At 69.0% G+C, this 15,042-nt stretch carries 14 protein-coding genes; 6 read left to right on the forward strand and 8 right to left on the reverse strand.

Going from position 1 to position 15,042, the window contains the following annotated elements; genetic code table 11:
• Positions 1 to 4: 4 nt before the first annotated feature.
• The 3 genes from dapE (at position 5) to cls (ending at position 3,647) form a co-directional block, all read left to right on the forward strand.
• Positions 5 to 1,144: a succinyl-diaminopimelate desuccinylase gene (gene dapE, locus CFB52_RS10400; RefSeq protein ID WP_060316822.1), complete on the forward strand. Its 1,140-nt coding sequence runs from the start codon at positions 5 to 7 to the stop codon at positions 1,142 to 1,144.
• A gap of 11 nt (positions 1,145 to 1,155) precedes the next feature.
• A complete protein-coding gene (gene prmB / locus CFB52_RS10405; RefSeq protein WP_099316531.1) occupies positions 1,156 to 2,064 on the forward strand; it encodes a 50S ribosomal protein L3 N(5)-glutamine methyltransferase in 909 nt (302 codons plus the stop codon).
• 143 nt (positions 2,065 to 2,207) lie between these two features.
• A complete protein-coding gene (gene cls, locus CFB52_RS10410; RefSeq protein WP_060010433.1) occupies positions 2,208 to 3,647 on the forward strand; it encodes a cardiolipin synthase in 1,440 nt (479 codons plus the stop codon).
• A 28-nt stretch (positions 3,648 to 3,675) separates the two neighbouring features.
• On the opposite strand, the gene CFB52_RS10415 is transcribed toward cls, so the two are convergent.
• Complete coding sequence (locus tag CFB52_RS10415; protein WP_089464919.1) at positions 3,676 to 4,155, reverse strand: glutathione peroxidase; 480 nt, start codon at positions 4,153 to 4,155, stop codon at positions 3,676 to 3,678.
• Between the two features lie 136 nt (positions 4,156 to 4,291).
• Between CFB52_RS10415 and CFB52_RS10420 the strand changes: the two genes are divergently transcribed.
• Positions 4,292 to 6,223, forward strand: coding sequence for an ATP-binding cassette domain-containing protein (locus CFB52_RS10420; RefSeq protein WP_099316532.1), 1,932 nt, complete (start codon positions 4,292 to 4,294; stop codon positions 6,221 to 6,223).
• Positions 6,224 to 6,423: 200 nt separating this feature from the next.
• Here the strand turns inward: CFB52_RS10420 and CFB52_RS10425 are convergent, their stop codons facing one another.
• From CFB52_RS10425 to alr, 3 genes are all read right to left on the reverse strand, one after another.
• Complete coding sequence (locus CFB52_RS10425; protein WP_060966280.1) at positions 6,424 to 6,690, reverse strand: DUF2866 domain-containing protein; 267 nt, start codon at positions 6,688 to 6,690, stop codon at positions 6,424 to 6,426.
• A gap of 148 nt (positions 6,691 to 6,838) precedes the next feature.
• The gene (gene radA / locus CFB52_RS10430; RefSeq protein ID WP_099316533.1) at positions 6,839 to 8,215 is read right to left on the reverse strand and encodes a DNA repair protein RadA; all 1,377 of its coding nucleotides are present in this window, start codon (positions 8,213 to 8,215) and stop codon (positions 6,839 to 6,841) included.
• 11 nt (positions 8,216 to 8,226) lie between these two features.
• Positions 8,227 to 9,297: an alanine racemase gene (alr, locus tag CFB52_RS10435; protein WP_089464921.1), complete on the reverse strand. Its 1,071-nt coding sequence runs from the start codon at positions 9,295 to 9,297 to the stop codon at positions 8,227 to 8,229.
• 218 nt (positions 9,298 to 9,515) lie between these two features.
• On the opposite strand from alr, the gene lplT reads away from it, so the two are divergent.
• Together lplT and thiD are read left to right on the forward strand one after the other, a co-directional pair.
• Positions 9,516 to 10,823, forward strand: a complete 1,308-nt coding sequence (gene lplT, locus CFB52_RS10440; RefSeq protein WP_059573680.1) for a lysophospholipid transporter LplT — start codon at positions 9,516 to 9,518, stop codon at positions 10,821 to 10,823.
• Positions 10,824 to 10,881: 58 nt separating this feature from the next.
• Positions 10,882 to 11,691 carry a bifunctional hydroxymethylpyrimidine kinase/phosphomethylpyrimidine kinase gene (gene thiD, locus CFB52_RS10445; protein WP_059573679.1) on the forward strand — a complete coding sequence of 270 codons (810 nt, stop codon included), beginning with the start codon at positions 10,882 to 10,884 and terminating at the stop codon, positions 11,689 to 11,691.
• Positions 11,692 to 11,709: 18 nt separating this feature from the next.
• On the opposite strand, the gene CFB52_RS10450 is transcribed toward thiD, so the two are convergent.
• Genes CFB52_RS10450 through tsaB form a run of 4 tightly spaced genes read right to left on the reverse strand, consistent with a single transcriptional unit; the run spans position 11,710 to position 14,960 of the window.
• The gene (locus CFB52_RS10450; RefSeq protein ID WP_099316534.1) at positions 11,710 to 12,675 is read right to left on the reverse strand and encodes a DUF1853 family protein; all 966 of its coding nucleotides are present in this window, start codon (positions 12,673 to 12,675) and stop codon (positions 11,710 to 11,712) included.
• Positions 12,672 to 13,709, reverse strand: a complete 1,038-nt coding sequence (locus tag CFB52_RS10455) for a uracil-DNA glycosylase (protein ID WP_099316535.1) — start codon at positions 13,707 to 13,709, stop codon at positions 12,672 to 12,674. Before CFB52_RS10455 ends, CFB52_RS10450 begins: the two co-directional genes overlap by 4 nt.
• A complete protein-coding gene (gene rimI, locus CFB52_RS10460) occupies positions 13,696 to 14,196 on the reverse strand; it encodes a ribosomal protein S18-alanine N-acetyltransferase (RefSeq protein ID WP_059573676.1) in 501 nt (166 codons plus the stop codon). Before rimI ends, CFB52_RS10455 begins: the two co-directional genes overlap by 14 nt.
• Positions 14,193 to 14,960, reverse strand: a complete 768-nt coding sequence (gene tsaB, locus CFB52_RS10465; RefSeq protein WP_099316536.1) for a tRNA (adenosine(37)-N6)-threonylcarbamoyltransferase complex dimerization subunit type 1 TsaB — start codon at positions 14,958 to 14,960, stop codon at positions 14,193 to 14,195. The genes rimI and tsaB overlap by 4 nt, the downstream gene beginning before the upstream one ends.
• Between the last annotated feature and the right edge of the window lie 82 nt (positions 14,961 to 15,042).

Raw genomic sequence — 15,042 nt, forward strand, 5'->3', positions numbered from 1 at the left:
AACCATGTCCGCCACCCTAGCCCTTACCGAACAGCTGATCGCCCGCGCGTCCGTGACGCCCGACGACCAGCACTGCCAGCAGATCATGACCGAGCGCCTCGCCGCGCTCGGCTTCGAATGCGAGACCATCGCGTCGCACGGCGTGACCAACCTGTGGGCCGTCAAGCGCGGCACCGACGGCCGTGACGGCAAGCTGCTCGCGTTCGCGGGCCACACCGACGTCGTGCCGACCGGCCCGCTCGAACAGTGGACCTCGCCGCCGTTCATCCCCGCCCATCGCGACGGCAAGCTGTACGGCCGCGGCGCGGCCGACATGAAGACGTCGCTCGCGGCGTTCGTCGTCGCGTCCGAGGAATTCGTCGCGGCCCATCCCGGCCACCGCGGCGCGATCGCGTTCCTGATCACGAGCGACGAGGAAGGCCCGGCCACCGACGGCACCGTGAAGGTCGTCGAGCTGCTGCAGGCACGCGGCGAGCGGCTCGACTACTGCATCGTCGGCGAACCGACGTCGACGGCCGAGCTCGGCGACGTCGTCAAGAACGGCCGCCGCGGCTCGATGTCCGGCGAACTGGTCGTCAAGGGCGTGCAAGGCCACATCGCGTATCCGCACCTCGCGAAGAACCCGATCCACCTGCTCGCGCCGGCGCTCGCCGAGCTCGCCGCCGAGCAGTGGGACGCCGGCAACGAATACTTCCCGCCGACCACCTGGCAGGTGTCGAACCTGCACGCCGGCACCGGCGCGACCAACGTGATCCCCGGCCACGCCGACCTGCTGTTCAACTTCCGCTTCTCGACCGCGAGCACGGTCGAGGGCCTGCAGGCCCGCGTGCATGCGATCCTCGACAAGCACGGCCTCGAATACACGCTGAAGTGGTCGGTGAGCGGCCTGCCGTTCCTCACCCCGCGCGGCGAACTGTCGGGCGCGCTGGAAACCGCGATCCGCGCCGAGACCGGCATCACGACCGAGCTGTCGACGACGGGCGGCACGTCGGACGGCCGCTTCATCGCGCGCATCTGCCCGCAGGTGATCGAGTTCGGCCCGCCGAACGGCAGCATCCACAAGATCGACGAGCACATCGAGCTGCGCTTCGTCGACCCGCTGAAGAACGTGTACCGACGCGTGCTCGAACAACTGATCGCCTGACGGAGCCTCGCATGACGACACCTTTTGCCACGGTCCGCGACCTGCTGCGCTACGCGGTCACGCGCTTCTCGAAAGGGAAGCTCGCGTTCGGCCACGGTTCCGACAACGCGTACGACGAAGCGGCCTACCTCGTGCTGCATACGCTCGACCTGCCGCTCGACACGCTCGAACCGTTCCTCGACGCGCGCCTCTTGCCCGACGAAATCGCGGCCGTGCTCGCGGTGATCGAACGACGCGCGACCGATCGCGTGCCGGCCGCGTACCTCACGCATGAAGCATGGATGCACGGCCACCGCTTCTACGTCGACGAACGCGTGATCGTGCCGCGCTCGTTCATCGGCGAACTGCTCGACGACGGGCTGCAGCCGTATGTCGCCGATCCCGAGCAGGTTGGCGCGGTGCTCGAACTGTGCACCGGCTCCGGCTGCCTCGCAATCCTCGCGGCGAGCGCGTTCCCGAACGCGGAGATCGACGCGGTCGACCTGTCGGACAAGGCGCTCGAAGTCGCGGCAATCAACGTGCGCGACTACGGCCTCGAAGACCGCATCGGGCTGCACCGCGGCGACCTCTACGCCCCGCTGCCCGCGTTCCGCACCGATCCCGGCTCGCGCTACGACGTGATCCTGACGAACCCGCCGTACGTCAATGCCACGTCGATGGCCGCGCTGCCGCCCGAATACCGGCACGAGCCGGAAATGGCGCTCGCCGGCGGCGACGACGGGATGGACATCGTGCGGCGCATCGTCGCCGACGCGCACCGCTGGCTGCATGACGACGGCGTGCTCGTCGTCGAGATCGGCAACGAACGCGAGAACGTCGAAGCGGCGTTCGGCGGCCTCGAGCTCACGTGGCTGCCCACCAGCGCGGGCGACGACGCGGTGTTCCTGATCCAGGCATCGGACCTGCCGCGCAAGGCCTGAGCGTGTGCGGGCCATCCGCCGTGCGGCGCACCGTTGCGCCGTACGGTTGGGTAAGATGCGCGTAGGCGGCTGCCCGGCCGCACGACCTGCGGAATCCCTTCGGGAGCTCTCCCGGCAGTCCCTCGGCAGTTCTTTACGCACTCATGACCCTCGACTGGCTACATCTCGGCACCCTGATCCTGATCATCCACGTGCTCGGGATCGTCGCGGCGTGCCACGCAATCATGAACACGCGCACGTCGCAAGGCGCGATCGCGTGGGCCGTCTCGCTCACGGCCATGCCGTACCTGACGCTCGTTCCGTACCTGTTCCTCGGCCGCAGCAAATTCTCCGGCTACGTCGACGCCCGGCGCCACGAGCTGGAAATGTTGCGCACGCACACGCCTCGCTCGCCGTGGCGCACCGCCGACGCGACCGACGGGCCGGCCGCGGACGCGCTGGGACAGGCCGCCGTGCTCGCGCTCACGCGGCTCGGCGGCATGCCGTTCCTCGGCGGCAATTCGGTGCGCACGCTCGTCAACGGCGACGCGACGTTCTCGGCCATCCTGGCGGCGATCGACGCCGCGCGCGACTACGTGCTCGTCCAGTTCTTCATCGTGCGCGACGACGCGCTCGGCCGGATGCTGCGCGACTCGCTGCTCGCGCGTGCGGCGGCCGGCGTGCGCTGCTGCGTGCTGTACGACAGCATCGGCAGCTTCGACCTGCCGCACCGCTACGTCGACGCGTTGCGCCGGGGCGGCGTCGAAGTCCATCCGTTCGCGACCAACCGGAAATTCGTCAACCGCTTCCAGCTGAACTTCCGCAACCACCGCAAGATCGTCGTCGTCGACGGCAATCGCGCGTTCGTCGGCGGCCACAACGTCGGCGTCGAATATCTCGGCGCGAATTCTCGGCTGTCGCCATGGCGCGACACCCACATCGAGATCCGCGGCCCCGTGGTGGCGAGTATTCAATACGTGTTCGCCGAAGACTGGCACTGGGCGACGCAGAAGCTGCCGCCCATCGCGCTGCCGCCGCCCGCGCAGCCTGGCGACGGCATGCATTGCCTCGCGGTGCCGATGGGGCCGGCCGACAAGCAGGAAACCGGCTCGCTGTTCTTCGTCGAATCGATCAATGCCGCCCGCGAACGGGTCTGGATCACCACGCCGTACCTCGTGCCCGACGAAGCCGTGGTCTGCGCGCTGAAGCTCGCCGTGATGCGCGGCGTCGACGTGCGCATCCTGATCCCGAGCCGGCGCGATCACTACGTCGTGTTCGAGGCGTCGAAGCTTTACGCACGCGAGCTCGTCGATGCGGGCGTGAAGGTGTTCCGCTACCGGCCCGGCTTCCTGCACCAGAAGGTCGTGCTGATCGACCGCATCGCGGCGGCGGTCGGCAGCGCGAATCTCGACAACCGCTCGTTCCGCCTCAATTTCGAGGTCATGGTCATGACCGTCGATCGCGCGTTCGCCGACGAGGTGGAAACGATGCTCGATGCCGACTTCGCGCAGGCATACGAGGTCGATGCGGACGAATACCGTCGGTCGCCCGCCTGGCGGCGCATCGCGATGCACGTCGCGCGGCTGTTCGCGCCGATCCTGTAACGGCCGCGGCGCATGCCGCGCGTCGCCGTCAAAGCAGCTTGTCGATGTCCGCGGCGATTTCTTCGGGCTTGGTGGACGGCGCGTAGCGCTTGACGATGCGCCCTTCGCGGTCGATCAGGAATTTGGTGAAATTCCACTTGATCGCCTTGAGGCCGAGAATGCCGGGCGCCTCGTCGGTCAGGTAGCGATACAGCGGATGCGCATGGTCGCCCTTCACGTCGATCTTCGCGAACATCGGGAACGTGACGCCGTAGTTGCGCTCGCAGAACGCACCGATCTGCGCGGCGTCGCCCGGCTCCTGCCTGCCGAACTGGTTGCACGGGAAGCCGAGCACGAAGAAGCCGCGCGCCGCGTACTGGTCGTACAGCTTCTGCAGGCCAGCGTACTGCGGCGTGAAACCGCACTCGCTCGCGGTATTGACGATCAGCAGCACCTTGCCGCGATACACGTCGAGCGATACCGGCGCACCGGCGAGCGTCTCCGCGCTGAACGAATACAGGGTGGACATCGGGCACTCCTTTTACGAAACCGGATCGACGTGGAGTCTAGGCGAAATTGCGCCGTTGCGGCATCCGCCGATCGGCCGATGCCCGACGCACGCGGCGCGCAGTCTAGAATAGCGGTTTTGGCCAGCCATTTCCGCCGTGATCCGTTTCAATCAGTTCAGCCTTGCGCGCGGCACCAAGCCGCTGTTCGAGTCGGCCTCGTTCGTGCTCAATCCCGGCGAGAAAGCCGGCCTGATCGGCGCGAACGGCGCCGGCAAGTCGACGCTGTTTTCCGTCCTGCGCGGCGAGCTGCATTCCGACGGAGGCGATTTCTCGATGCCGCCGTCGTGGCGGATCGCCCACGTGTCGCAGGAAACGCCCGCGGTCGACCGCTCGGCGCTCGACTACACGCTCGACGGCGACACCGCGCTGCGCGAGATCGAGGCGCGTATCGCCGCCGCGTCGGCCGCGCATGACGGCGCGGCCGAAGCCGACGCGCACGCGGCGTTCGCCGATGCCGACGGCTACACCGCGCCGGCCCGCGCCGAAGCGCTGCTGCTCGGCCTCGGCTTCACGCTCGCGCAAACGCGCGAATCCGTCGCGAGCTTCTCCGGCGGCTGGCGCATGCGCCTGAACCTCGCGCAGGCGCTGATGTGCCGCTCCGACCTGCTGCTGCTCGACGAACCGACGAACCACCTCGACCTCGACGCGATCGTCTGGCTCGAAGACTGGCTGCACCGCTACGCCGGCACGCTCGTCGTGATCTCGCACGATCGCGAGTTCCTCGATTCGATCTGCAACGTCACGCTGCATCTGGAAAATCGCCAGGTGAAGCGCTACGGCGGCAACTACTCGCAGTTCGAGGTGCTGCGCGCGCAGCAACTGGCGCTGCAGCAAAGCGCCTACGAAAAGCAGCAGAAGACGATCGAGCACCTGCAGAGCTTCGTCGACCGCTTCAAGGCCAAGGCGACCAAGGCCAAGCAGGCGCAAAGCCGGATGAAGGCGCTCGAGAAGATGGAGCTGATCGCGCCCGCGCACATCGCGTCGCCGTTCACGTTCGAATTCCGCACGCCCGACGCCGCGCCGAACCCGATGATGGTGATGGAGGACGTCCGCTGCGGCTACCACGCCGACGACGGAACGGACATCCCGATCGTCGAGCGCGTCGCGCTGTCGATCCAGAACGGCCAGCGCATCGGCCTGCTCGGTGCGAACGGCCAAGGCAAGTCGACGCTGATCAAGACGCTGGCCGGCACGCTCGCGCCGCTGTCGGGGCACGTGCGCGACGGCAAGGGGCTGACGATCGGCTATTTCGCGCAGCACCAGCTCGAAACGCTGCGCGAGGACGATTCGCCGCTCGCGCACCTGGCGCGGCTCGCACCCGACACGCGCGAACAGGAATTGCGCGACTTCCTCGGCGGCTTCAATTTCTCGGGCGACATGGCGACCAGCCCGGTGGGGCCGTTCTCGGGCGGCGAGAAAGCCCGCCTCGCGCTGGCGCTGATCATCTGGCAAAAGCCGAACCTGCTGCTGCTCGACGAACCGACGAACCACCTCGACCTCGAAACGCGCCACGCGCTGACGATGGCGCTCGCGCAATTCGAAGGCACGCTGATCCTCGTGTCGCACGATCGCCACCTGCTGCGCGCGACGACCGACCAGTTCATGCTGGTCGCGAAGCACCGGCTGCAGCCGTTCGACGGCGACCTCGACGACTACCGCGACTGGCTGCTGCAGCATGCGGCCGAGCAACGCGCGGCCGCGAAGGCCGACAGCGCGGCAGCCGCGGGCGCCGATCCGGGCATCAACCGCAAGGATCAGAAACGCCTGGCCGCCGAGGAACGCCAGCGGCTGTCGCAACTGAAAAAGCCGCTGCAGAACCGCATCACGAAGCTCGAAAAGGAAATGGAAACGCTGCACGCGGAGAAAGCGCGCCTCGACGCGTTCGTCGCCGATCCGGCGAGCTACGAGGCCGCGCGCAAGACGGAGCTGACCGACGCGATCCGCAAGCTCGGCGAAGTCACGACTCGGCTCGATACGGTCGAGGCCGACTGGCTCGCCGTGCAGGAAGAACTCGAGCAGATCGGCTGAACGCGGCCCGGGCGCCGTAGCCGATCGCTTCATCGGCGGCGGGTGCGCCGCGGCGGTCGGGTGTCGACGCCCCACGAACCCGCCTGGCCGCGCCCCGCCCCCGGAAACGACGAGGCCGGGCGCGCTGGCCCGGCCTCTTTGTCACGGCTGCGTTCGACGCGGCTGCGGCGGCCGGCCCTTATGCCCGCCGCACCATCCGCTCAGCGGCGCGGCAGCGTGTCGCGCGGCATCTGCTCGTCGTCGCTCATCAGGTGCCGGCGCCCTTTGATCGGCCGGCGGATCGCCGCGGCGACTTCCGCTTCCGTCACGTCCTCGGACACGACCTTGCGCGCCAGCCGCCCTTCTTCGTCGATCCATTCGACGATCCGGCATCCGCCGCCCCACGGCTGGCGGATCGGCTCCGACACGCGGCAGCCGCGCAGGTTGTAAAGGCGTCCGCCAGGCGCTTCCCCATACGATTTCAACATAGGTTCCCTTCGCATTGCGCGGTTCGACAATCCGGCCAAGGATAGGGAAAAGCGATGTCCGGCGGGTTACATCAGCCTACATATTGTTTACAGCGAATTACGCGACAGATCGCCCGGCTCGATACGGCCCATGCACGGGCCGGGCCGCTCATTCAAGATCGCGCACGCGGTCGATCGCCTGCTCGAGCCGCTCGACGGCCATCACGTTCAGCCCTTCGATCGGCTGCTTCGGCGCATTCGCCTTCGGAATCAGCGCGGACGTGAAGCCGAGCTTCGCCGCTTCGCGCAGCCGCTCCTGCCCGCGCGGGGACGGCCGGATCTCGCCCGCCAGACCCACCTCGCCGAACACGATCAGCCCTTTCGGCAGCGCCTTGTTGCGCATCGACGAGTGAATCGCGAGCAGCACCGCGAGGTCGGCGGCCGGCTCGGTGATCTTCACGCCGCCCACCGCGTTGAGGAACACGTCCTGATCGAAGGCCGCGATGCCCGCGTGCCGGTGCAGCACCGCGAGCAGCATCGCGAGCCGGTTCTGCTCGAGGCCGACCGCGAGCCGGCGCGGGTTCGGCACGTGCGCCGTATCGACGAGCGCCTGGATCTCGACGAGCAACGGGCGCGTGCCTTCCTGCGTGACGAGCACGCACGAGCCGGGCACGACCTGCTCGTGCTGCGACAGGAACAGCGCGGACGGGTTGGCTACGCCGCGCAGCCCGCGCTCGGTCATCGCGAACACGCCGAGCTCGTTGACCGCGCCAAAACGGTTCTTGAACGCACGCACGAGCCGGAACGACGAATGCGTGTCGCCCTCGAAGTACAGTACCGTGTCGACGATGTGCTCGAGCACGCGTGGGCCGGCAAGGTTGCCCTCCTTCGTCACGTGCCCGACCATGATGATCGCGGTGCCCGACTGTTTCGCGATGCGCGTGAGCTGCGCCGCGCATTCGCGCACCTGCGCGACCGAACCGGGCGCCGACGTGAGCGCCTCGGAATAGACGGTCTGGATCGAGTCGATCACGGCCACGTCCGGCCGCTCCGCATCGATCGCGGCCTGGATCTTCTCGAGCTGGATCTCGGCGAGCAGCTTCAGTTCGGCCGCCGGCGCGCCGCCGTCGAGCAGCGCGAGCCGTTGCGCGCGCAACGCGATCTGCGCGGCCGATTCCTCGCCGCTGATATAGAGCGCGCGCCGCTCGCTCGCGACATCCGCGAGCGACTGCAGCAGCAACGTCGACTTGCCGATGCCCGGATCGCCGCCGATCAGCACGACGCCGCCCGGCACCAGCCCGCCGCCCAGCACGCGATCGAATTCGCCGATGCCGGTCGAGAAGCGCGGTACGTCGGCGGCCTCGATGTCGACGAGGCGCTGCACCGGCGCGCGCTTCGCGAGCGACTGGAAACGATGGGCGGCCGGCGACTCGGCAACCGATTCGACGAGGGTGTTCCACGCCTGGCACGACGGGCACTGGCCCTGCCATTTCGGGGTCTGTCCGCCGCACTCGCTGCAGACGTATACGGTTTTCTGTTTGGCCACGCGCGACGCCCTTATTCCGCTCGCACCGGCACGCGGGCAGCGACCGCGCACATCAGCTCGTAGCCGATCGTCCCGCAATGGCGCGCGACGTCGTCGATCGGCAGCGCATTGCCCCACAGCTCGACGCGCGCGCCGACGCCGGCCTGCGGGCACGGCGTCAGGTCGACGGTGATCATGTCCATCGACACGCGGCCGACGATCCGCGTGCGGATGCCGTCGACGATGACCGGCGTGCCTTCGGGCGCCACGCGCGGATAGCCGTCCGCGTAGCCGCACGCGACGACGCCGATGCGCATCGGCGCCTGCGCGGAGAACGTCGAGCCGTAGCCGATCGCCTGCCCCTTTCCGATCGTCTGCACCGCGATCAGCTCCGACGCGAGCGTCATCGCCGGCTTCAGCCCCGTGTCCGCGACGTCGGACGACAGCCCGGACGGCGACGCCCCATACAGCACGATCCCCGGCCGCACCCAGTCGAAGTGCGTATCCGGATGCCACAGCACGGCCGCCGAATTCGCGAGACTGCGCGCGCCGGCAATGTTTTCCGCGCCGCGCTCGAACGTCGCGAGCTGCTCGGCGACGCCGCGCTCGTTGTCCGCGTCCGAAAAATGGGTCATCAACGTGATCTGGCCGATGCCGGGGCACGCGCGGGCACGCTCCCAAGCGGCGCGGTATTTCTCCGGCACGTAACCGAGCCGGTTCATCCCGCTGTTCATCTTGAGCTGCACGTTGACGGGCTTCGACAGCCGCGCCGTTTCCAGCATCCGCATCTGCTCGTCGTTGTGGACCGTCGTGGTCAGGCTGTAGCGGTCGATCACGTCGATGTCGGTCGAGCGGAAGAAGCCTTCGAGCAACAGGATCGGGCCGGCCCAGCCGAGCTCGCGCAGCTTCACGGCCTCGTCGAGGTCGAGCAGGCCGAAACCGTCGGTGCCGCGCAGGCCCGGAAACACGCGGGCGAGACCGTGGCCGTACGCGTTGGCCTTGACGACCGCCCAGACCTTGGACGGGCCGGCAAAGCGGCGGACGACGGAGAGATTGTTCGCGAGAGCGGCGGTGTGGATGGTGGCGGAGATCGGGCGCGGCATGGGAAATTTACGTAAAGACGCTTGCGAATCATCAGCTTACCGCGCCTTTTGAGCACCGAAGCCGACAATTTGCGGAACGATCGGGGAATCTTGCTAGTCCGAATTCGCGTATTTTCATGTTATAAAGCCGTGCGCACAACCCATTTCGAACGGAATAAGCCGATCGCATACCAGGCGGCCTACGCGGCCCTGCCGCAGCGACGAAAGCATCGCATCAGATGAAAAAAGGTTTTTACACCATCATGGCCGCGCAGTTTTTTTCGTCGCTGGCCGACAATGCGCTCCTCATCGCCGCCATCGCCCTGCTGAAAGATCTCCACGCCCCCAACTGGATGACACCGCTGCTGAAGCTGTTCTTCGTGTTGTCGTATGTGGTGTTGGCGGCGTATGTCGGTGCGTTCGCGGATTCGCGTCCGAAGGGCCGCGTGATGTTCATCACGAACTCGATCAAGGTGATCGGCTGCCTGATCATGCTGTTCGGCGCCCACCCGCTGATCGCGTACGGGATCGTCGGCTTCGGCGCGGCAGCCTACTCGCCGGCCAAGTACGGCATTCTCACCGAGCTGCTGCCGGCCGACCGGCTGGTCGCCGCGAACGGCTGGATCGAAGGCACGACCGTCAGCTCGATCATCCTCGGCACCGTGCTCGGCGGCGCGCTGATCAGCCCGCACATCGCGTCCCACGTGATCGCGCACACGCCCGCCTGGATCGGCACGCCCGCCGAAGCGGCGATGGCGATCATCATGGCGATCTACGTGGTCGCCGCACTGTTCAACCTGCGCATTCCCGACACGGGCGCCCGCTATCCGAAGCAGGAGCGCGGCCCGGTCAAGCTGCTCACCGATTTCGCCGACTGCTTCATGGTGCTCTGGCGCGACAAGCTCGGCCAGATCTCGCTCGCGGTCACGACGCTGTTCTGGGGCGCGGGCGCGACGCTGCAGTTCATCGTGCTGAAGTGGGCCGAGGTATCGCTCAACATGTCGCTGTCCGAAGGCGCGATCCTGCAGGCCGTGGTCGCGGTCGGCGTCGCGGCCGGCGCGATCGCCGCCGCCGCCCGGATCCCGCTGAAGAAGTCGCTGACCGTGCTGCCCGTCGGCATCATCATGGGCATCGCGGTGATGCTGATGGCGTTCTACACGCGCGACCTGTTCCCGTCGCACTGGGCCGTGCATGTCGGCCACCTGCGCCTGCCGTTCTACCTGATCGTCGCCTACATCTTCCTGATCGGCGTCGGCGCGCTGTCCGGCTACTTCGTCGTGCCGATGAACGCGCTGCTGCAGCATCGCGGCCACGTGTTGCTGTCGGCCGGCCATTCGATCGCGGTGCAGAACTTCAACGAGAACCTGTCGGTGCTCGTGATGCTGTGCCTGTATGCGGTGCTCGTGTGGCTCGACGTGCCGGTCGGCGTCGTGATCGTGCTGTTCGGCACGTTCGTCTGCCTGACGATGTGGCTCGTGATGCGCCGCCATCAGGCGAACCAGCGTCAGTTCGACTCGGTCGCGCTGATCGGCGAATCGCGGCACTGACGCTACACTGTCCGTTTCCGTCCGCCGGCGCCGGGCCTCGAACCGGCGCATTGCCCTCATGACGCACCCGATACCCAACATCCTGACGATCGCCGGCTCCGATTCGGGCGGCGGCGCGGGCATCCAGGCCGACCTGAAGACGTTTTCCGCGCTCGGCGCGTATGGCGCGAGCGTGATCACCGCGCTGACCGCGCAGAACACGCGCGGCGTGACGGGCGTGCATGCGCCGGACGCCGCCTTCGTGACCGCGCAGCTCGACGCGGTGTTCGGCGACATCCGCATCGATGCGGTCAAGATCGGGATGCTCGCGAACGCGGCGATCGTGCAGGCGGTGGCCGACGCGCTGCGCCGTTACGCGCCGCGCTTCGTCGTGCTCGACACGGTGATGATCTCGAAGAGCGCGCACGCGCTGCTCGCGCCCGATGCCGTCGACGCGCTGCGCGACACGCTGCTGCCGCTCGCGACGGTCGTCACGCCGAACCTGCCCGAAGCGGCCGCGCTGCTCAACGACGCACCCGCCACCACCGAAGACGACATGGTCCGGCAAGGCCGGGCCTTGCTGCAGACGGGCGCACGCGCCGTGCTGATGAAGGGCGGCCACCTGCCCGACGCGTCCGCGAGCCCCGACTGGCTCGTCGAAACGACGCGCACCGTGCGGCTCGACGGCACGCGCGTGCCGGTCAGCAACACGCACGGCACCGGCTGCACGCTGTCGTCGGCGATCGCGGCGCTGCTGCCGCAGCAGCCCGACCTCGAAAGCGCGGTACGCGAGGCCAAGACCTACCTGACCGGCGCAATCGCCGCGAGCGCCCACCTCGACGTCGGCCACGGCGTCGGCCCGGTCCACCACTTTCATCGCTGGTGGTGAGCGGCCGCTCGCGCGGCGTCAGCGATCCTGTGCGGCGAACGCCTGCGCGCGCGCCGGCCAGTCGTCGGGCACGACGAAACCGCGCGCCGTCTCGCGCCACGTGCCGTCGCCGGTCCTTTCGTGGATCGCGATCAGGTCGGGCGCTCCGCGCGCCGCCAGCACGGCCGGCAACTCCGGTGCGCTCGCCAGCGGCTCGGGCTCGAAACCGGCGCCGGCGACGGCACGCCGCTGCGCCAGCCACGCCAGTCGCGGCAACACGCTCCATGCGGCGCCGTCACGCTGCGCGGCCGCCCACGCCGGCCACTGCGCGTGCGTGAGCCAGAAACCGCGCGGGTGATCCGGCGCGATTTCGGCGGATACTGGCAACACCGGCGCGCCGTGCGGATGGAACAGCCAGCCCTTGATGAACATCTGCGCGTCGGACGGCGCGCCGTAGCCGAGCCGGGCAAAAGCGTCGTGCTGGCCGAGCCGCAACTGGTGGTCGAGCAGCCGGCTGCGCTTGCGGTCGAAGCGGTCGACGAGATTGGGGCCGACGAAGTCGGCGAGCGCCGCGCCGCCGCGCACCGGCGCGCACAGATAGCACTTCACCGCGAGTTCCCAGTGCAGGCGCCGGCCGTCCGGCGCATCGACCAGAAAATCGACTTCACCGAGCGTGCGGCCATTGCTGCGCAGCGGCAGATTGGCCGCGACGAGCCGCAGCGCCGGCCCGTGCGTCAGAAAGTATTCGAGCAGGCATTCGGCGTAGCGGCCGAGCCGCGTGGGCCGGAACCCGTCGAGCGCGCGATGCAGCGGCCCGGGGTGCGCATCGAGCGCGGCAAGCCAGGCTTCGACGGCCGCTTGGCCCGCCGCATCCGGCCACGGGCGCGCGAGCGGCGCGCCCGGTACCGCGGTGAGCAGGCTCGGGCTGGCCAGCAGCCAGCCCAGATCGCGCACCGCGACGTCATGCAGCGTATCGACGAACGCGTACGCCGCGCCGGTCGTCATGGCCCGGCCGGACCGTTCGCGTCGGCGCCTTGCGCACGCCGGAACGTGTCGCGCGCGAGGCACAGGTCGGCCCACGCCTTTGCCTTGTCCTGCAGGCTGCGCAACAGGTAGGCCGGGTGGTACGTGACGATCACCGGCACGCCCTCGTACGCATGCACGCGGCCGCGCAGCGACGCGATGCTCGCGTCCGTCTTCAGCAGCGTCTGCGCCGCGAAACGGCCGAGCGCGACGATCAGCTTCGGCTTCACGAGCGCGACCTGGCGCTGCAGATACGGCTCGCAGCGCGCGACCTCGTCCGGCTCCGGATTGCGGTTGCCGGGCGGCCGGCACTTGATCACGTTCGCGATATAGACGTTGTCGCCGCGCTTGAGCGACAGCGACCGCAGCATGTTGTCGAGCAGCTTGCCGGCCTGGCCGACGAACGGCTCGCCCTGCTTGTCCTCGTTCTCGCCCGGCGCTTCGCCGATCAGCATCCAGTCCGCTTCGCGGTCGCCGACGCCGAATACGGTGTTGGTCCGCTTCTCGCAGAGGCGGCACAGCGTGCAGCCGGCCACGCGCTCGGCCAGCGCATCCCAGTCGAGCGCGGCGACCGGCATGCCGGCGGGGCGCGATTCGACGGCCGGCACGGGCACGGATTCGCCCGGCGGTGCCGCGTCGAACCACGCGAAATCGTCGTCACCTGCCGGCGGCGCGTCACCCTTCGGCGGCATCGTATCGGGCGATGCCTCCGATGCGGTCGATGCGGCCTGCGCGGGCGGGCGATCGCGATCGACGACGCCGTGCGCCGCCGGCGACTCGCGAGCCGGCACACCGCCGGCCGCGCCATGCGCGACGGCCGCGGGCGCATCGTCCCGCACCGGCGCCCGCGCGACGCGCACCGGCCGCGCGGCCGCGACGGCGCGACCATCGTCGGCCGTCGCGGCCTGTACGACGGCCGGCGCGTCGGCGGCCGCGCCTTCGTCCGCGCGCTGCCCGCGCCGCACCCAGATTTGCGCGAGACCCAGTTCCTCGAGCGCCGCTTCAGCCCACGCCATGCGTGTCCCCCTCGTCCTTGTTCAGCGTCAGACGCATCACGATCGCGTCCTCCCGGCTGCGATGCTTCGCCGGATAGTAATTCTTGCGCCGGCCGATCGTCACGAAGCCGAAGCGCTCGTACAGATGAATCGCGCGCGAATTGGTCGGCCGCACTTCGAGCAGCACGCCGTCGAGCCCCTCCGCGCGCGAAATGCGCACCGCCTCGCGCAGCAGCGCGAGGCCCGCGCCCGCGTGCTGCGCGGCCGGCGCGACGCACAGGTTCAGCAAATGCATCTCGTCGATCACGGGCATCAGCACGCAATAGCCGACGAGCGACCCCGTCACGTGCCGCAGGCACACGCCCAGATAGCCGTTGCGCAACGAATCCTCGAAGTTGCCGCGGCTCCACGGAAATTCGTACGCGACGTGCTCGATCGCGACGACCTCGTCGAGATCGGCGTCCGTCATCGGCGCCAGATAGCGGTCGCTCAGCAGGACGCCCGTCATCCCTTCGCCCCGCCCGTCTGTGCCGCTCGTGCCGCGACGCGCTCGGCCGTCGTCTGCGCGACCTTGTCGCGCACGTACTCGGGCGCGGCCTGGTCGGCCGGCACCGCACGCCCGGCGCGAAACGCGCGCAGCGCGGCATGCACGACCGCCAGCGCATGCGGCAACGCATCGCCGTCGATCGAGGCCGCCCGCGCGGCGGCCGGCAATTGCGCGCCGAACGCCGCGGCCGCATTGCCGGCGAGCGTGAACGGCGCGTCGGGCACGCCGACGGCGCCCGGTGCGTCGAGCGACGCCGGATGCCGCGTGCGCCAGTCGCCGGCGGCGGCGTCCCATTCGAAATCCGCCCAGTAGGCTTCGTCCATCCGCGCGTCGAGCGCGGCGAGCACGCGGGTCGTACCGGGCGTACGCAGCCGCGCATGTTCGGCGCACGCAAGCAGCGTGCCGATCGGCACGACCGGCAGCCCGGCGCCGAACGCGAGGCCCTGGGCAATGCCCGTCGCGGTCCGCAGGCCCGTGAACGAGCCCGGGCCCGCGCCGAACGCGATCGCGTCGCAGTCGGCGAGCGTCAGCCCGGATTCGGCGAAGAGTTCCTGGATCGCCGGCAGCACGCGCGTGCTCGACACGGCGCCCGTCAGCTCGTGACGGACCCAGGTTTGCGGGGGGGAAACGGCGTCATCGGCGTGGGCCGAGCGCAGCAACGCGACCGAGCAGTATTCGGTCGACGTATCGATGGCGAGGAGCACTGTTTGCGTCATGGGCGACATTGTAATGCGCCGCCCCGCTCCCACGGGCGATCGGGCCCGATCTGTCGCGCGTGCGGCGTCGCCCGCGGTTTGGAAGGATCGC

This window comes from Burkholderia sp. AU18528, assembly GCF_002223215.2.
GTDB lineage: Bacteria > Pseudomonadota > Gammaproteobacteria > Burkholderiales > Burkholderiaceae > Burkholderia > Burkholderia semiarida.

Coding starts and splice junctions, on each gene's coding strand:
- cls (WP_060010433.1), top strand. CDS start 2,208: ATGACCCTCGACTGGCTACATCTCGGCACCCTGATCCTGATCATCCAC.
- CFB52_RS10425 (WP_060966280.1), bottom strand. CDS start 6,690: ATGTTGAAATCGTATGGGGAAGCGCCTGGCGGACGCCTTTACAACCTG.
- CFB52_RS10455 (WP_099316535.1), bottom strand. CDS start 13,709: ATGGCGTGGGCTGAAGCGGCGCTCGAGGAACTGGGTCTCGCGCAAATC.
- thiD (WP_059573679.1), top strand. CDS start 10,882: ATGACGCACCCGATACCCAACATCCTGACGATCGCCGGCTCCGATTCG.
- CFB52_RS10450 (WP_099316534.1), bottom strand. CDS start 12,675: ATGACGACCGGCGCGGCGTACGCGTTCGTCGATACGCTGCATGACGTC.
- CFB52_RS10415 (WP_089464919.1), bottom strand. CDS start 4,155: ATGTCCACCCTGTATTCGTTCAGCGCGGAGACGCTCGCCGGTGCGCCG.
- dapE (WP_060316822.1), top strand. CDS start 5: ATGTCCGCCACCCTAGCCCTTACCGAACAGCTGATCGCCCGCGCGTCC.
- rimI (WP_059573676.1), bottom strand. CDS start 14,196: ATGACGGGCGTCCTGCTGAGCGACCGCTATCTGGCGCCGATGACGGAC.
- alr (WP_089464921.1), bottom strand. CDS start 9,297: ATGCCGCGCCCGATCTCCGCCACCATCCACACCGCCGCTCTCGCGAAC.
- tsaB (WP_099316536.1), bottom strand. CDS start 14,960: ATGTCGCCCATGACGCAAACAGTGCTCCTCGCCATCGATACGTCGACC.
- prmB (WP_099316531.1), top strand. CDS start 1,156: ATGACGACACCTTTTGCCACGGTCCGCGACCTGCTGCGCTACGCGGTC.
- lplT (WP_059573680.1), top strand. CDS start 9,516: ATGAAAAAAGGTTTTTACACCATCATGGCCGCGCAGTTTTTTTCGTCG.